The organism is Bacteroides acidifaciens (assembly GCF_024623065.1).
Lineage (GTDB): Bacteria > Bacteroidota > Bacteroidia > Bacteroidales > Bacteroidaceae > Bacteroides > Bacteroides acidifaciens.
This window is the reverse complement of record NZ_JANJZR010000009.1, coordinates 45,638-59,382: the sequence shown is the minus strand read 5'-3', so window position 1 is coordinate 59,382 and position 13,745 is coordinate 45,638. Positions and strand designations below refer to the sequence as shown.

General features: G+C 39.7%; 18 protein-coding genes and 1 tRNA gene. 5 read left to right on the top strand and 14 right to left on the bottom strand.

Annotation, left to right across the window (positions count from 1 at the left end; genetic code table 11):
• Positions 1-67: 67 nt before the first annotated feature.
• From NSB03_RS04370 to NSB03_RS04360, 3 genes are read right to left on the bottom strand one after another with little or no spacing between them, the layout of a single operon-like run.
• The gene (locus NSB03_RS04370) at positions 68-667 is read right to left on the bottom strand and encodes a DUF4923 family protein (RefSeq protein ID WP_024987983.1); all 600 of its coding nucleotides are present in this window, start codon (positions 665-667) and stop codon (positions 68-70) included.
• A 16-nt stretch (positions 668-683) separates the two neighbouring features.
• Positions 684-1,280: a ribosome biogenesis GTP-binding protein YihA/YsxC gene (yihA, locus tag NSB03_RS04365; protein ID WP_128824414.1), complete on the bottom strand. Its 597-nt coding sequence runs from the start codon at positions 1,278-1,280 to the stop codon at positions 684-686.
• 50 nt (positions 1,281-1,330) lie between these two features.
• Positions 1,331-2,785 carry a sodium:solute symporter gene (locus NSB03_RS04360; RefSeq protein ID WP_024987984.1) on the bottom strand — a complete coding sequence of 485 codons (1,455 nt, stop codon included), beginning with the start codon at positions 2,783-2,785 and terminating at the stop codon, positions 1,331-1,333.
• Between the two features lie 90 nt (positions 2,786-2,875).
• On the opposite strand from NSB03_RS04360, the gene recR reads away from it, so the two are divergent.
• From recR to NSB03_RS04345, 3 genes are read left to right on the top strand one after another with little or no spacing between them, the layout of a single operon-like run.
• Positions 2,876-3,493: a recombination mediator RecR gene (gene recR, locus NSB03_RS04355; protein ID WP_121767198.1), complete on the top strand. Its 618-nt coding sequence runs from the start codon at positions 2,876-2,878 to the stop codon at positions 3,491-3,493.
• Between the two features lie 28 nt (positions 3,494-3,521).
• The gene (locus tag NSB03_RS04350) at positions 3,522-3,980 is read left to right on the top strand and encodes a hypothetical protein (protein ID WP_024987985.1); all 459 of its coding nucleotides are present in this window, start codon (positions 3,522-3,524) and stop codon (positions 3,978-3,980) included.
• Positions 3,977-4,519: a GNAT family N-acetyltransferase gene (locus NSB03_RS04345; RefSeq protein ID WP_024987986.1), complete on the top strand. Its 543-nt coding sequence runs from the start codon at positions 3,977-3,979 to the stop codon at positions 4,517-4,519. The genes NSB03_RS04350 and NSB03_RS04345 overlap by 4 nt, the downstream gene beginning before the upstream one ends.
• A gap of 8 nt (positions 4,520-4,527) precedes the next feature.
• Here NSB03_RS04345 and NSB03_RS04340 read toward each other — a convergent pair whose 3' ends face one another.
• Positions 4,528-5,118, bottom strand: coding sequence for a YqgE/AlgH family protein (locus tag NSB03_RS04340; RefSeq protein WP_024987987.1), 591 nt, complete (start codon positions 5,116-5,118; stop codon positions 4,528-4,530).
• A 95-nt stretch (positions 5,119-5,213) separates the two neighbouring features.
• Positions 5,214-6,530 carry an aminotransferase class I/II-fold pyridoxal phosphate-dependent enzyme gene (locus tag NSB03_RS04335; RefSeq protein WP_121767197.1) on the bottom strand — a complete coding sequence of 439 codons (1,317 nt, stop codon included), beginning with the start codon at positions 6,528-6,530 and terminating at the stop codon, positions 5,214-5,216.
• Positions 6,531-6,684: 154 nt separating this feature from the next.
• Here NSB03_RS04335 and NSB03_RS04330 point away from each other — a divergent pair.
• A tRNA-Asp gene (locus tag NSB03_RS04330) sits at positions 6,685-6,758 on the top strand.
• A 217-nt stretch (positions 6,759-6,975) separates the two neighbouring features.
• Entirely contained in the window at positions 6,976-8,115 is a 1,140-nt protein-coding gene (locus NSB03_RS04325) for a site-specific integrase (RefSeq protein ID WP_007846549.1), read from the top strand.
• 51 nt (positions 8,116-8,166) lie between these two features.
• Here the strand turns inward: NSB03_RS04325 and NSB03_RS04320 are convergent, their stop codons facing one another.
• The 9 genes from NSB03_RS04320 to NSB03_RS04280 are packed head-to-tail and all read right to left on the bottom strand — an operon-like array spanning position 8,167 to position 13,611.
• On the bottom strand, positions 8,167-8,985 hold the full coding sequence (locus NSB03_RS04320; protein WP_032581918.1) for a site-specific integrase: 819 nt from the start codon (positions 8,983-8,985) through the stop codon (positions 8,167-8,169).
• Positions 8,986-8,987: 2 nt separating this feature from the next.
• Positions 8,988-9,683, bottom strand: coding sequence for a hypothetical protein (locus NSB03_RS04315; protein ID WP_224205400.1), 696 nt, complete (start codon positions 9,681-9,683; stop codon positions 8,988-8,990).
• A complete protein-coding gene (locus NSB03_RS04310) occupies positions 9,673-10,245 on the bottom strand; it encodes a P-loop NTPase (protein ID WP_224205399.1) in 573 nt (190 codons plus the stop codon). The genes NSB03_RS04315 and NSB03_RS04310 overlap by 11 nt, the downstream gene beginning before the upstream one ends.
• 5 nt (positions 10,246-10,250) lie before the next feature.
• Complete coding sequence (locus NSB03_RS04305; RefSeq protein ID WP_007846552.1) at positions 10,251-10,520, bottom strand: hypothetical protein; 270 nt, start codon at positions 10,518-10,520, stop codon at positions 10,251-10,253.
• Positions 10,517-10,906, bottom strand: coding sequence for a YopX family protein (locus NSB03_RS04300; protein WP_224241706.1), 390 nt, complete (start codon positions 10,904-10,906; stop codon positions 10,517-10,519). The genes NSB03_RS04305 and NSB03_RS04300 overlap by 4 nt, the downstream gene beginning before the upstream one ends.
• Positions 10,907-10,924: 18 nt before the next feature.
• Positions 10,925-11,182, bottom strand: a complete 258-nt coding sequence (locus NSB03_RS04295) for a hypothetical protein (RefSeq protein ID WP_007846554.1) — start codon at positions 11,180-11,182, stop codon at positions 10,925-10,927.
• Between the two features lie 7 nt (positions 11,183-11,189).
• Positions 11,190-11,699: a hypothetical protein gene (locus NSB03_RS04290; RefSeq protein WP_007846555.1), complete on the bottom strand. Its 510-nt coding sequence runs from the start codon at positions 11,697-11,699 to the stop codon at positions 11,190-11,192.
• Positions 11,692-11,874 carry a hypothetical protein gene (locus NSB03_RS04285; RefSeq protein WP_007846556.1) on the bottom strand — a complete coding sequence of 61 codons (183 nt, stop codon included), beginning with the start codon at positions 11,872-11,874 and terminating at the stop codon, positions 11,692-11,694. The genes NSB03_RS04290 and NSB03_RS04285 overlap by 8 nt, the downstream gene beginning before the upstream one ends.
• A 6-nt stretch (positions 11,875-11,880) precedes the next feature.
• Positions 11,881-13,611, bottom strand: coding sequence for a hypothetical protein (locus NSB03_RS04280; RefSeq protein WP_024987988.1), 1,731 nt, complete (start codon positions 13,609-13,611; stop codon positions 11,881-11,883).
• Between the last annotated feature and the right edge of the window lie 134 nt (positions 13,612-13,745).

The following is a 13,745-nucleotide window of genomic DNA, read 5'->3' as shown; positions in this document are numbered from 1 at the left end:
AGATAATGCTTTTTCCCCTAAAATATAGCCTATGGAGTGCGAAATAGTATTAAACGGTTCACTTTTGCTATTTGGTAAGCTGGAATCCCAGCATCATTCCGTCATAATTATCGGCCAGTGAACTCACTGTTTTCAGTGCCGTACTGTTGCTCTTACTACCGATGAAAGACATAAGTTTCAACAATTTGTCCGAGTTGAACAGTAATTCCAGCGAATTTGAAGTACAATTTACTTTTGCGTGCAGGTTCAGCAACTTCAGGTATTTCAAGTTTACTTGTTTGGTCGAAGCATTGTAAGAGTACGTGCCGCTCAGTTTCTTTTTCCCAACCGTGCTGGTGAAAGTGCTGTCGGCATTAAAAGTGAAGCTCATCTGTCCGTCTCTGATGCCTATTTTGCTCAACTGTTCGTTCAGCTTACTTTCCGCCATGGTGGCTGCGGCAGCTCCGCCTGCTTTCATCAGCAGGTTGTCCGATTCGAACTCGACAGCTGAACCTTGATAATTCCATGTTCCTGTCATGTCGATAGACTTGGTATTTCCGGTAATGGCGTTCACTACTTTTGAGATGTTGTCCTTATTAAATAAGTCCGACCATGATTGTGCCTGGCTGTCAGTAGCCATGAGCATAAATGTTGCCATAAAGGCAAGTGATAAAAAAAACTTTTTCATTCCCTTTTTCATTAAATTAGAGATTCTTGTTTATGTTTTCTATGTAGTCAAGTATTTCTGTACGTCCGGTACGGTCTTCCGAAGAAGATATAAAGTGAGGGGGAAGCTCTTCCCATTGTTTGCCTAACTCGCGCAGATATGAGTTGATGTTCATCTTCAGGCGTCCACCTTTGAGTTTGTCGGCCTTGGTAAAGATGATGGCGAAAGGAATACCGTTCTCGCCCAACCATTCTATAAACTCCAAGTCTATTTTCTGGGGCTCCAAACGGCTGTCTATCAAGATAAAGAGATTTGTCATCTGTTCCCGTTCCAAAATATAATCTTCGATTATGGTACGTATCTGGTCTTTTCCCTTCTGTCCTCGTCGGGCATAGCCATATCCCGGAAGGTCGACAAGATACCAGTTCTTATTAATCAGAAAGTGGTTGATAAGCATTGTTTTTCCTGGAGTGGCGGAAGTCATGGCCAGTCCTTTACGGCTGGTCAGCATATTGATAAGGCTGGACTTTCCCACATTGGAACGACCTATAAAGGCATATTCCGGGAAAATACCTGCCGGACATTTTTTCACGTCCGTATTACTAATCACAAATTCTGCACTTGTTATTTCCATTTTCTTGTCATTTATTTCTTCATTATATTATAAACGCTGGGCATTTGTTTTCATGGCACTTTCGGTGTTTTCTTTTTCCCAGACATCAATATTAACCCTGCAAAGGTAAGCGTTCCATTTAACATTAGCAATTCGTAACCGAATTTATATCCGGTTTCTTTGGCTATCCACCAGTCCAAGGCATAGCAAAGTAGTGGAGAGGCGATAGTTATAAAAGGTACAAGTCGGTCGTTAGTCTGTCTTCGAGTAAACAGCCCGAAAGCGAACATGCCAAGTAGAGGCCCATATGTATAGGAAGCGATGATGTAGATAGCATCAATTACACTCTTATTATTTAAGATTTCTACCAGGCAAATGAAGAAAGCTAGTAGGACTGAAAGTGATAAATGCACTTTATTTCTTTTGCGGCGTGCCACTTCTTCGGTATCCTTTTCTGTATCCAGCAAGTCGACACAAACGCTGGTTGTCATGGCGGTTAGGGCAGAGTCTGAGTTGCTGAAAGCGGCTGCGATGATTCCAATTGTAAAGAGTATCAGGACGGACTGCCCCAAATAACCTTGTGTCGCGAACATTGGCAAGATGTCATCATTCATGGCAGGTAGTTCCAGTTGCATTTGTCCGGCTAGTGTTATCAACAGGATTCCCAAACACAGGAAAAGAAAGTTTAACGGAATAAATGAGAATCCGTAGCAATACATATTCTTTTGCGCTTCGCGCAGGTTGCGGCAGGAAAGGTTCTTTTGCATCATGTCCTGGTCAAGCCCCGTCATTACAATCACAATGAAAATACCGCTAAAGAATTGCTTGAAGAAATTCTGTCGGGATATCCAGTCGTCGAGGACGAAGATTCGGTTACATTCGCTGTTGCGGATGGTCTGGACAATACCGCTGAAATTCAAATCCAATTTTTGAATAGTGAAGTAAATGATGAAAACCAGCGCTGCAATCAGGCAGAAAGTCTGCAAGGTATCTGTCCATACAATCGTTTTTATTCCGCTTTTATGTGTGTATATCCATACCAATGCCACTGAACCGACAGCAATCGTCCAGAAAGGGACATGCATCTCCCGGCATACATGGGTGTGAAGAATCAGGCAGACCAGATAGAGCTTTGCAGCCGTTCCCAGCATGCGCGACAACAGAAAGAAAAAGGAGCCTGTGCGATAGGCGCGTACTCCGATGCGCGTGCCGAGATAGCCGTATATGCTTGTCAGGTTGAGTTTATAATACAAAGGAAGAAGTATATGCGCCACCACCATATATCCGAAGAAGAATCCGAATGCCGTTTGCATATAGGTCATGTCCATTCCGCGTATCATGCCCGGAACAGAAACGAAAGTAACCCCGGATATAGAGGCGCCTATCATGCCGAAAGAGACTACATACCAGGGCGATTTGTTCTCTCCCTTGAAGAACGCAGCATTTGAACCGCCTTTGCGTCCGGTGATACGGGCTATTAATAATAATACCGCAAAGTAACATATGATAGTGATAAGTATCATCATAACGGCTGCAAAGGTAGTATTTTTTGTAGGTATTAAAACAATAATCCGTATCTTTGCGCCAAAATATTGATAGAATAGTAATTATTATCTATGAACCAACAATATCCTTCCGTGCTGCTTGAAAAGGCAGTCGGCGAATTTTCCAAACTTCCGGGTATCGGGCGTAAGACGGCCATGAGACTTGTCCTGCATCTGCTCCGTCAGGATACGGCTACAGTGGAAGCGTTCGGAAGTTCCATTATAACTTTGAAGCGTGAGGTGAAATATTGCAAAGTCTGCCATAATATATCCGATACCGAAACCTGCCAGATTTGCGCAAATCCGCAACGGGATGCATCCATTATTTGTGTGGTGGAGAATATCCGCGACGTGATGGCAGTGGAAGCGACTCAACAATACAGAGGATTGTATCATGTCCTGGGTGGTGTCATTTCTCCGATGGACGGGGTAGGGCCGAGCGACCTGCAAATAGAGAGCTTGGTGCAACGTGTGTCCGAAGGCGGAATTAAAGAAGTTATCCTGGCTTTGAGTACCACGATGGAAGGAGACACCACGAACTTCTATATCTACCGCAAATTGGATAAGCTGGGTGTCAAGCTCAGTGTGATTGCACGCGGTGTATCCGTTGGAGACGAATTGGAATATGCCGATGAAGTCACTTTAGGACGTAGCATTGTGAACCGGACAGTTTTTACCGGAACTATATAAATTGTCATCTTTAGAATTTAGGACGAACATGGAAGAACAGATAAAGCGTGCTGTCAGGAATTTGAACATCAGTTATGTTTTCTTTTGGGTGCTCCCGGCATTCCTGCTTGGGGCAGGGGAGTTTGAACTCATTCCTGTAGGAAGTATTGAAGGAAACATACAGGCTACTTATTATTTTGAAACTATCGGTATCTTACTGACAGCTTTGTGTATACCTCTTTCTCTGAAACTATTCAGCCTTGTGCTCAAGAAGAAAATAGACAATATGACTATCACGCTTGCGCTGAAACGTTATGTACAAATGAGTATCGTCCGGTTGGGAATACTCGAAATAGCTATCATTGTCAATCTTTTATGCTATTATTTGACATTGAGCAGCACAGGCAATCTTTGTATGTTGATCGGACTGACAGCTTCTTTGTTCTGTCTGCCCAGTGAGAAAAAACTGCGTAACGAACTTCATATTTCAAAAGACGAAGACGAATGAGACAATCTTTTTTAATGAACGACCGCATCTATCTTCGTGCAGTGGAGCCGGAAGATATGGATGTCATGTACGAAATGGAGAATGACCCTTCTATGTGGGATATCAGTAATTTTACGGTTCCTTATTCCCGCTATGTGTTACGGCAGTATATCGAAGGGTCGCAGTGTGATGTCTTTGCGGATAAACAGTTGCGTCTGATGATTATGAGCAAATCCGAACATTGTATACTTGGTACGATTGATATTACGGATTTTGTTCCTCTCCATTCTCGTGGCGAAGTAGGAATTGCTGTTCATAAAGACTATCGGCAACAAGGCTATGCTAGTGATGCATTGAAATTGCTTTGCGAATATGCCTTTGATTTTCTTTCTTTAAGCCAGCTATACGCACACGTGGCAGTAGATAACGAGAACTGCATGAGATTGTTTACATCTTGCGGCTTCACCCAATGCGGACTATTAAAGAATTGGCTGCAAGTAGGCGGTTGCTACAAAGATGCGGCACTCCTTCAGTATTTGAACCCCAAGAAATTAAAGTGATAAATCATCTAGTTGAAGGTAGGCACTTGTGGGAAACGCGACCACGTTTCGTACTTGCTGCCTAACTTCTCCAAAGCTTTCCGCCACATATCCTTGGTGTTATCTTTCATTAGATAGGATTTTTCTTCTTCAGAGACCAGCCATGTGTTTTCTTTAATTTCATTGTGCAACTGCTCGCTTTCCCAGCCGGAATATCCCAGGAAGAAACGAATGTGCCCATTTATCTCATTCCCCTGCAATATGTATTTCTTTATTTCGTCAAAATCCCCATTCAGATAAAGACCTTTGCTGATAGAAATAGAACCGGGGATATCAGTTAATGTATGAAGATAAAATAAGGTATCGGTAGCAACAGGCCCACCTTTATATAGAGGAATTTCATTGAGATATTTAAATTCCATGATGATCTCGTTGAGAAGTAGTGGCAGTGGCTTGTTGATGACCAATCCCATACTTCCTTCCTCCGTATGGTCAACCAGTAATATTACAGATCTGCCAAACGTCACATCACGTAAAAAAGGTTCGGATATTAAAATCTTTCCTCTTGACGGAAGTACATTATTCGATTGAATTTTAAATATGTTCAGGTCTATATTCATGCCACTAAAGTAATAAAAAAAACGGAATAACAATCGTTCTTTCCGTTTTTTTTTCATTTTAAGAGTAGCTTTTATGAATATCTCCTATCTATTGCTTAGACTATCGGATGATTTTCCGCAAATAGCTTCATCCTCTCGTCAAGCTGCGCATATTGATGGTCTTTAATAAAGGATGTACACGCCCGTAAGCCTTCCTGATGGCTTCCCGTCGTAACCAATGATATTGCACTTACGCCATAGTACATGAGTTCCTTGGCCAATTCACCACTGGTCATTCCCGGATACCCGATTGTAAAATAGAATCCGTCTGCAATCGGATCACCCAAGTCATTATCATATACCAAATGGAATCCATGGCGAAGGAAGATATCTTTTAACTTCTTTGCTCTTTCACCATATATTTTCACCTCGTCAAGAAAGTTATATTGTCCTTCATTAGCAGCTTTCAGCATCGCAGCCATGGCAAATTGCGCCGAATGGCTTGTTCCCGAAGAAAGCGCATAAAGTACGCGATGGATGAAAACAGTTCCAAAGGTACCGCCACCATATCGTTTGGTCAGTCCCGAATAGCTTCGATGGTATAGTTTATCTGAGATACAGCTTACGCCAATGCGCTGTCCGGCGTAGCTGAATGCTTTAGAGCCTGAAATCAGTAATACATAATTATCTGTATAATGAGCAACCGATGGCTGGAACGGTGCCTGATATGGCTTACTCAAGTTCTGACGGAAATCCATTGCGAAATAAGCCAAATCTTCCAAAACGATTACATCATATTGCGTAGCCAACTCACCGATGATTCTTAATTCTTCATCTTTCAGGCAAATCCAACTGGGATTATTCGGGTTTGAATAGATAATTGCCGATATATTTCCTTTCTTCAGATAACTTTCCAGTTTCTCTCTCAATTTCTCGCCCCGATAGTCATATACATCAAACGTCTCATATTTTTGTCCCATCACTACCAACTGCTGTTTCTGTACAGGGAATCCGGGATCGATGAATAAAATCGTATCTTTCTTTTCATCGCATTGGCTGCAAGTGAGGAATGAAGCGAATGTACCCTGCATGGAACCTGTCACAGGTACGCATCCTTCCGGGCTCAAATCCACATTTATGAATGCTTTGATAAAATTAGAAGTTTCTTTCTTTAGCTCCGGCAATCCGTTAATGTCAGGGTATAAACTGGCAATGCCTTTCTGTAATGCTTCAACTTCCGCTTTTACCCCTACGGCAGAAGGCGGAAGTCCCGGAACACCCATTTCCATTTTAATGAATTCCACTCCCGATGCTACTTCAGCCTTTGATGCAATAGCTTTCACTTCCCTGATAGTAGCCTTGGAAAAATCGACAATTTGAAACTCATTTATAGTTTCATCAATCAGATGTCGCTCAATTGGTGTATTTTTCATTCTATTTTCTATTTTATGTAATAGCTGCAAATGTACACGATAATTCTTAATAAATCCACTTTTTCAGAAAAAAAGATACTGAAGCTATTGCAGGTTTCAAAAAAATATCTACCTTTGCATCCGCAATCGAGAGAGATGCTTTAGTGGATGTTTTGGTGCGTTAGTTCAGTTGGTTAGAATACATGCCTGTCACGCATGGGGTCACGGGTTCGAGTCCCGTACGCACCGCGAAAGGGAGTAACATTAGTTACTCCCTTTTTTGTTGTGTATCAAGCAATTAAGGCGTTGGGAGTAGATGGAGAACATATAAAAATTGGGTGCATATTTACCGGAAACTTACCAGTATTTCCCGATTTTTACCGATATTTTCACCTATAATGATACCGCCTTTGATACCATTTTTTTATTGTAGCGATAATCAGTAGATACCAAAACTCAAAAGAATATGAAATATCCGACAATGAGATTCGTCTTTGACCGTAAAAAGGTTGCGACAAAGACACACAAGGGACTCGTTCAAATTGAAGTTTTGAGCGAAGGTAAGAGAAAATGGATCGGAACCGGCGTTAAAGTCTATTCCGACCAATGGAATGATCGAAAGAAGATAATCAATTCGGTTGAAATGATTCAATTGAACCAGTGTCTTGATGAACAACTCCGGATTATCCAAAATTGGATTAATGAACTTATCAGCAAAAAGGAAGTTTTTGATTTTGATAAGCTGGATAGATTTTTGAGATATACCAATAAATCGGAAAGTTTTGTTGACTTTGTAGAAAGAAGAATTGAAGAGCGTGGAGATATAACGGAAAGTACCAAAGCTTCCCATCGGACATTTGCGACCTCATTACGTGAATTTGACAGAATAATATATTTTTCTGATCTCACAAAAGCCAATATCACATTGTATGATGATTGGTTACATGCTAAGGGCTATTCACAGCCGACAATATATAACTATCATAAACGTAACAAACGTTATATCCACGAGGCCATAAAGTTTGATTTGCTAAAAAATGATCCGTATAAGGGGGAGCGTTTTTCCCGTGGCAAACATGCCATCAGGAAATATTTGACTGCCGAAGAATTGAAGAAAGTGAAAGATGCTCAAATAGACTCGGAAACGATCTGTAGAGTCCGTGACCTTTTTATTTTTCAGGCATATACTGGAATATCCTATGCTGATCTTGCTAAATTCAATTTCAAACGTGACGTACAAAAACGCGGCAATAAGTATGTTATATTGGATATTCGTTTAAAGACAGAAGAAAACTATTTTATCGTATTACTGTCTCCTGCAATGGAAATATTGAAAAAATATGATTATGTGCTTCCGATTATCAGTAATCAACAATACAATTTGCGGCTTAAAATAGTTGCTGATTATGCAGGGCTTGATAGAAATTTGACCGTTCACATGAGCAGGCACACATTTGCGACAATGTGCCTGAACAATGGGGTTAAAATGGAAAATGTGAGTAAAATGCTCGGTCATACAAATGTACGCACCACACAACAATATGCTAAAGTTCTGAATGCCGAAGTGGAAAAAGACTTTGAGATGCTGGAACGGATTTTGTCATAGTATAAGAGAGCCACGCTAAAATAGTTCTACCGATATTTAGCGTGGCTTGTTTCATTTAAAATACTCCATAACTTGTGCCGATTGTTCACGGAGACCACAGCAAAGATAATTTTGAGTCATTTCCACGCTTGCATGTCCCATCATTTGGCTTATTGAGTATAAATCGGCACCGCGTAAATACAAATTGGTTGCAAAACTCCGGCGTGCCGTGTGGCTTGAAACAAATTCCCATTTTTCACCTTCCACTTCCTTTCCGGCCTTGAATACTTTAACCGCCTCTGTGATTCCGGCTTTCCGGCAAATATTACGGATATTATTGTTGAATGTCGGATCAGTAACTTCTTCTTTTGGCAAATTTGTTAGTAGCTCTTTCACGATTGGCTTCAATGGCACTGTGGCATGAGTTTTAGTTTTTAGGCTGACATAAGAGATCATTCCACCCACTATATTACGGTTGTTCAACCGTGTATAGTCGCTATGACGGCAACCGGTAAAGGCTCCTATTAAAAATTGTGTGCGTACCAATTGTTCGTTGGCATTCTTGGGAACATAGGTGATAATTTGTTCAAGTTCTTCATCAGTAAGCCAAACATTAGTGCTTCTCACATTTTTTACTGAAAGGATTTTATTATAGTCTTTAGGTAGCTCAACCTCTTCATTATACAAGTTCAATACAGCTTTTAATTTGGCGGCATATTGGCGAACAGAGTTTGGTGCCAGCCGTTCTTCCATATAATCAACAAAAGCCTGCAATCGGACTTTTGAAAGATTCTCCCATGTTGCCGGGCAATCGTTCGCCTTACTATACATGTTGAGTATAATTTCATATTTGGGGTATTTTACCAAAAATGCTGTACGTAAATCTTTCATTTTTATTTCATTTCTTTATTCCAACTATCATAAATATCTTCCCAATTATCACCTAAGCCAACCCTTATGCCGAAAGCGTTGTAACATTGTTGTACCGTTTCTTTCGGTGGTAAATATCTCCCGTCACTTAACATTATATAGCCTTCGTTTATTTCTTGTTGTAGCAAGTTTATATCTACTGGCATAATTTCATCAGGGAACAGCACCACGTTTCCTTTACTCGTTTGATAACTGACTCTTGGTAGTTCAAAATGCCCTCTCTGCCCAGTCAATAAAGAACAGATTCCGATTTCTCCGGTAATGAGATGAACTTCCGTGTTTGGCGCATTTATAACCATAAAATAGGCGTTATCGTCATTTTGGAAATGATTTACTACTCTGCCAACCCTTTCTGTATCACATCTTCTCATTCTCTCGTCCCAAAGATGTCCCATATCATCATGGAATCGGATATAATCTCTTACTTTATCCCATGTTCTTACAGACAGAAATTTCATAGCAGGTAGAGTAAGAGTTTTTTCTACACCATTATCATATTTAAGTTCATGGGTAAAGTAATGTTTTCGTGAGCCGGTAATGTGTATATCCGTAACATCAAAGTTTTCATCATATCCGTTTTCGGTGGAATATTCTTCAAGAACAACAATATCACTCTGTACGATTTCATCAACTATCTTTTGAAACTCATTATAGGGCATTGGTTAGCAGGTTTTCGGTATTCATGTTGTCCTGCATGGGTATTTGTGCAACAAGTCTTATTGGGTATTCATTATGTTCTGTACCGTAGCACATATTCTCCACAATACCACAATTAACCTTCCCACATCTTTCATGAAAGAAGTCCATTGTACGCAATACATCTTGGTTGCTTAATTTCGTGGGTTGGGTGACAAACAGCACATAACTTACTTTTACCCTACTAAGAAGTTCTATATGCACGTTTGTAACACTTGGAGGCGTGTCAATAAGAACATAATCCGGGTTGATAGAGTGTATTTTCTTTTTAGCCAGTTCAAGATATTGCCTTACCATTGATTTTTCCAAGTAAATAAACTTGGAAAACATATTTCCAGAAGAGTGTACCCAAATCATTTCATGCGGATGATCGCCTTCAAATTCGGTGTTCATTGACGGGGTGTTTATATCTGCATCAATGATAAACACCTTATTCCCTTGTTTTGCAAGTAATCTTGCTATATTTGCGGTTGTTGTGGTTTTGCCTACGCCGCCTTTGCCTGAATATATTATAATAGCTTTCATATCAATTAAATATTTGGTTCAATAAATTCTATATTAGCCATTCGCATTTCATCTTCAAACGTCCATTTGTAATTGTGATTTTCCCAAAATGAAGCATATTCACAACCACGGCAAGTAACGGAATATCGGCCTTCTCCTATTTTTCTTGCTTTACAAACATCACGGAAAATCCGATTATCTATCGGAAAGTCTGTAAAACATACGATCTCTTTTCCTTCATCCAGTAGCTTTTTAAGAAGCTGATAGTCACGACTGGTTTTATATGGCATATTCATGGTTGGACTCCTTCTTTCATCAATTCAGGATTATCAAAAGCATTTCCTATCACTTCACATCTATCGCTGACGTACCACAACGGAGTAAAGCCACATGCCTTGTTCTTGTAGCAAAACATACCTTTATGAAATAATACCTCAACTGTAAATTGATAGGAGCTTTCACTTTCATGAATCAGTATTAGATCATGTTCGAAGATGCTATTACCGTTCTTATCGGTTATTTCGCTGAACTGACAGACTGTTTCGGGAATAACACCAACCCACTTGTTGGGTTCTACTTCAAAGAATACATTGTACATCTTTCTTTTGATGGTTCCATAGGAAATGGTCATACTCTTTACCCATTCACCACCGTTAACCCTTTTCGCTCTAAATTTTATCATTCTCATATAAATATCCAATTAAGATTCAAGTTTTTTAATAAATTCATTTAATCTATCGGCTGAATAATCGGTACCACCAATTATGAAGTAACCATCAACAGCAAATTTGAATGCTTCAATGGCTTTTTGTCTCATTCCTTCTTCGGCTATCGCTATTGCTGCATAGGCTTTTGCTTCTGATATGGCATATTGCACATAGCCGGTAGAATCCATCCGGTTGTCACTTTCCAAATCCAAAGTGTTACGTCTGATATAATCTTTTGCTTTTTGATTCATAATTATGCTAAAATTGCTTTATTTGTTTTCTAAATTCGTTCCATTCGTTGTTGGTAAAGTTGAAAAGAGTCTTTTTGCCTTTTTCTTCCCAATCACTTATGGCATAACCTACTAAATAAACTTTTTTAGTGCTGAAATCAAATCCCGTCACCCTATAACGTTTCTCATTATCCCGGTACATTGCCCCTTTGCATAACCTTCTGCCTTTGGAGTCTATGAAGGGTTTAATATTGCAGAATGCTTCATAGCTTTGGCAGGCTGAAATATTTCCCGAAGTAACAGCTTTCCGATAGAAATTTTCACCATAGCCCTTACCGTTGGCGTTGACTCCAAACCAGTAACCACCGCTGAATTTTGAAAATATATTCTGAAAATCCTCTTTATTGAATTTCATTTGAGATATTATAGCCAACTTTACTGCTTCATACATGGCTATGTTGACTCGTAAATAAGAATCAGTCTTTTCATTGTTCCAAACAAATTCTATCAGTTCAAAAGCTTTTGATTTTTCATTCATACTTTTGGGTATTTTCCTTCTCCTTTCGGATCAGTTCATTAATAAATTTACTCATGTTCGGTTGCTCTCTGACAAAATCAACCAAATCAATATCCAGTCTAATAGCATAGACCTTACTTTTCGTAACCGGTTTGTTTCGGCGATAACTTCTTTTGGCTTGTTTATTCTCTTCCATAATAATTCATTGATATATGTAATAATTCGTTTGAAATGGCTGTAATTTAGGCTTGTTTGCCTCTTTTGTTCCGTCTCTGATTCGATGATTACCTTTGGTGTGAAAACGTCTGAAATCGCCCCAAAATAGTTCATCTGCATTTGCCTTTGGTCGGATTGTTCCCCAAACATATCGCCGTAATAGTTCGGGTAACATCATGGAAACAAACAGTAACGCTATACATTGGTGATTCAATAGTTTGGGCACAACGATTCGGCTGATAGTTCGTTCATGTTTATGTATGAAGATAGGCACCGGAAAAACCAAAGGCCGATCAATATACAATAGTTCGGGTGTGTATGCGCGTACTGGTTCATCCTCTGTTATTGGTTCGGGTACATTTGCGTTTGTTTCTTCGCTTACTGATTCGGTTAATAGTTCAGGCAAAGAAATGCCGGATAGTTCGGTTAACATTGTTAGCCTCTGTAATGCTTTGTTTATTTGATCCTGATAAAACCAACGGGAAATAAAATCTATCAGAGCTACCAAAGCAAAGACAAACGCCGGTGTTTTCGTTTGTGCATCCACATATAAGGCCGGTAAATGTTTTTCCGGTTCTCTTACCGGTTCTTTTTCCGGGATGATCGGAGCTTTGGCGCGATCTAAAGCCTTTATATTACATTTTAAGTTCGGGCAAATAGAATCATTTATAAATGCAGGCATAACCACACCTATACGTGCCGCCTTATCATCGAAGACCGCCGCCCGATCAGGTGCCACCAGCCATACGCCACCAGTCCAGCCGGAAAGCAAAGGGATAACGTTTGATGCAAAGAAACCTAACTTTATATCAATTAAAGCGGCTTTTTCCAATGTTACACAAAGTTCTTTGTGTCCGTTACTGTCTGCGTCATTATAAGATAAATAAACTTTGTTCTCTCCGGCAATAGTACGAAGTGAGAAACCGCTTTTTTTGTTCCGTTTGGCTATTTCTTTTACAAAACCGGCAACCGCTTTTAATTCGCTTTTCTGAATCTTTATAAATCCGTCTTTTGAAAGATTGGGATATACAAGCCGGTAATTAGGGAAATATCCGGCAAAATCACAAATAAAGGTTTGTTTTTTATCGTTGGTTATTTCTGTAATATTGCCGCCTTCCTGACTGCAAACACAAACAGAGCACCGGCCAACCATTTCTTTTAAATGTTTGGGATTGATAAATAATTTCAGACCGTCAGGCAAAAGCCCGGATGTTTCAATAATTACGGGATATTCTTTTAATGTACGCCCGTCAGAAGCAACTAAAGCCGATTTGTAAGGATCAAGATAAATATAATTAAATGCTGGTCTTAGAGAATCTTTTGTTACTAATTTAGTGATATTTAGATGTTCCTTTGTAATCCACATATCAAAGGAGCAAACAATATTTTCACGCTCTTCTATTTTGGTAAACCTTGTTTTATTGGCTTGTTTGGTGCCTATCAGCTTTTCAAATTGCCAAACAAGATTAAAAACCTGATCCACTGGGAAGGAACACTTAAAGCTGTTTATTTGTACAGCCCTAAAATCCGTTATATTTAGTTTGGCATCAACGCAAAGATATTTTATATTTATCTCGTTGCCGTTGGCATCTTTCAGCTTTGCAAGCTCCGCGGCGGTATAGGTGCCGGGAGCTATTTCTATTTCATTTGTAAAAACTTCGTTTGCTATTTTAACCAGTTCGGCCAAAATAAGGCCGTTAAATTCTTTTTCATTCATAACATTAAATAGTTAGATATTTTACACCAAAGTAAAAGCCTAAAGCAAGGCAGAAAAGCAAGTAAATAGGAAGCAGCCAAAGACCGCCAAACACGCTAAAGCAGATTAATAAAACTACTATTAGCCAAATAATT

Excerpts from the sequence above, each read along its gene's own strand:
- NSB03_RS04335 (WP_121767197.1), bottom strand. The coding sequence starts at position 6,530 with ATGAAAAATACACCAATTGAGCGACATCTGATTGATGAAACTATAAAT.
- NSB03_RS04300 (WP_224241706.1), bottom strand. The coding sequence starts at position 10,906 with ATGATAAAATTTAGAGCGAAAAGGGTTAACGGTGGTGAATGGGTAAAG.
- NSB03_RS04285 (WP_007846556.1), bottom strand. The coding sequence starts at position 11,874 with ATGGAAGAGAATAAACAAGCCAAAAGAAGTTATCGCCGAAACAAACCG.
- NSB03_RS04315 (WP_224205400.1), bottom strand. The coding sequence starts at position 9,683 with ATGCCCTATAATGAGTTTCAAAAGATAGTTGATGAAATCGTACAGAGT.
- NSB03_RS04350 (WP_024987985.1), top strand. The coding sequence starts at position 3,522 with ATGGAAGAACAGATAAAGCGTGCTGTCAGGAATTTGAACATCAGTTAT.
- recR (WP_121767198.1), top strand. The coding sequence starts at position 2,876 with ATGAACCAACAATATCCTTCCGTGCTGCTTGAAAAGGCAGTCGGCGAA.
- NSB03_RS04310 (WP_224205399.1), bottom strand. The coding sequence starts at position 10,245 with ATGAAAGCTATTATAATATATTCAGGCAAAGGCGGCGTAGGCAAAACC.
- NSB03_RS04360 (WP_024987984.1), bottom strand. The coding sequence starts at position 2,785 with ATGATGATACTTATCACTATCATATGTTACTTTGCGGTATTATTATTA.
- yihA (WP_128824414.1), bottom strand. The coding sequence starts at position 1,280 with ATGGAAATAACAAGTGCAGAATTTGTGATTAGTAATACGGACGTGAAA.
- NSB03_RS04320 (WP_032581918.1), bottom strand. The coding sequence starts at position 8,985 with ATGAAAGATTTACGTACAGCATTTTTGGTAAAATACCCCAAATATGAA.
- NSB03_RS04345 (WP_024987986.1), top strand. The coding sequence starts at position 3,977 with ATGAGACAATCTTTTTTAATGAACGACCGCATCTATCTTCGTGCAGTG.
- NSB03_RS04295 (WP_007846554.1), bottom strand. The coding sequence starts at position 11,182 with ATGAATCAAAAAGCAAAAGATTATATCAGACGTAACACTTTGGATTTG.
- NSB03_RS04340 (WP_024987987.1), bottom strand. The coding sequence starts at position 5,118 with ATGAATATAGACCTGAACATATTTAAAATTCAATCGAATAATGTACTT.
- NSB03_RS04370 (WP_024987983.1), bottom strand. The coding sequence starts at position 667 with ATGAAAAAGTTTTTTTTATCACTTGCCTTTATGGCAACATTTATGCTC.
- NSB03_RS04280 (WP_024987988.1), bottom strand. The coding sequence starts at position 13,611 with ATGAATGAAAAAGAATTTAACGGCCTTATTTTGGCCGAACTGGTTAAA.
- NSB03_RS04290 (WP_007846555.1), bottom strand. The coding sequence starts at position 11,699 with ATGAATGAAAAATCAAAAGCTTTTGAACTGATAGAATTTGTTTGGAAC.
- NSB03_RS04305 (WP_007846552.1), bottom strand. The coding sequence starts at position 10,520 with ATGAATATGCCATATAAAACCAGTCGTGACTATCAGCTTCTTAAAAAG.
- NSB03_RS04325 (WP_007846549.1), top strand. The coding sequence starts at position 6,976 with ATGAAATATCCGACAATGAGATTCGTCTTTGACCGTAAAAAGGTTGCG.